Here is a 1,408-nt window from a genome sequence, read left to right as displayed (position 1 = left end):
TTTGTAGACCATCCAGTAATTAGACCTTCTATTAATTCAGTAGCAATGACTTATGAGCTTGCTCAAAGCCCAGAGTATGAAGATTTAATGACGGCAACTTCTAATTTAACAGGAAAAAAAGTAAATCGTTTTACACATCTTCATCAAAGTACAGAAGACCTTATAAAGAAAGTAAAAATGTTAAGACTTTTAGGACAAAAGACAGGATCATGTTTCCAACGTTGTGTAGGAATGGATTCTTTTAATGCAGTATATAGTACAACTTATGAAACAGATGAGAAATATGGAACAAATTATCATGAAAATTTTAAAAAATATTTAGAATATGTACAAGAAAATGATTTGGTAGTAGATGGAGCTATGACAGATCCTAAGGGAGATAGAGGATTATCACCAAGTAAACAAGAAGATCCAGATTTATTTTTACATGTAGTAGAACAAAGAGAAGATGGAATTATAGTAAGAGGAGCAAAAGCTCATCAAACAGGAGCAGTAAATTCTCATGAGCATTTAATTATGCCAACCATTGCAATGAAAGAAGGAGACGAAGCGTATGCAGTATCCTTTGCCATCCCATCTGATGCAGAAGGAATCTATATGATTTATGGAAGACAATCTTGTGATACAAGAAAATTAGAAGAAGGTGCAGATATAGATGTAGGAAACAAAGAATTTGGAGGACAAGAAGCATTAGTAGTATTTGACGATGTATTTATTCCAAATGATAGAATATTCTTAAACGGAGAAGTAGATTTTGCAGGAATGTTAGTAGAAAGATTTGCAGGATATCATAGACAAAGCTATGGAGGATGTAAAGTAGGGGTAGGAGATGTATTAATAGGAGCAGCAGCAGTAGCAGCAGATTTTAATGGAGCTTCAAGAGCATCTCATATCAAAGATAAATTAATAGAAATGACTCATTTAAATGAAACATTATATTGCTGTGGAATTGCTTGTTCAGCAGAAGGATACAAAACAAAGGCTGGAAACTATCAAATAGATTTACTTTTAGCAAATGTCTGTAAGCAAAATGTAACAAGATTCCCATATGAAATTACAAGACTTGCAGAAGACATTGCAGGAGGACTTATGGTAACTATGCCATCAGAAAAAGATTTTAAACATCCAGAAATTGGACCAATTTGTGAAAAATATTTTAAAGGTGTGAATATAGTACCAACAGAACACAGAATGAGAATATTAAGATTGATTGAAAATATGACATTAGGAACAGCAGCAGTAGGATATAGAACAGAATCTATGCATGGAGCAGGTTCACCACAAGCACAAAGAATTATGATTGCAAGACAAGGAAATCTAGCCCATAAAAAAGAATTGGCTAAAAAAATAGCAAGAATAGATGAAGAAGCTATTGCACAAAGAGAAGCAGCAGCTTCACAAAAATAAT

The 1,408-nt window shown here is 33.2% G+C and carries 1 protein-coding gene; it reads left to right on the top strand.

Annotated elements, in window-relative coordinates:
- Positions 1 to 1,407: 4-hydroxyphenylacetate 3-hydroxylase family protein (locus BN2409_RS00170; RefSeq protein WP_053954683.1), on the top strand; the 1,407-nt coding region annotated here is incomplete at its 5' end.
- Position 1,408: the final 1 nt, after the last annotated feature.

This window comes from Inediibacterium massiliense (genome assembly GCF_001282725.1).
GTDB classification, from domain to species: Bacteria; Bacillota; Clostridia; order Peptostreptococcales; family Thermotaleaceae; genus Anaerophilus; species Anaerophilus massiliensis.
Note: the sequence above shows the minus strand (reverse complement) of the source record. Positions and strands in the feature narration are given on the sequence as shown.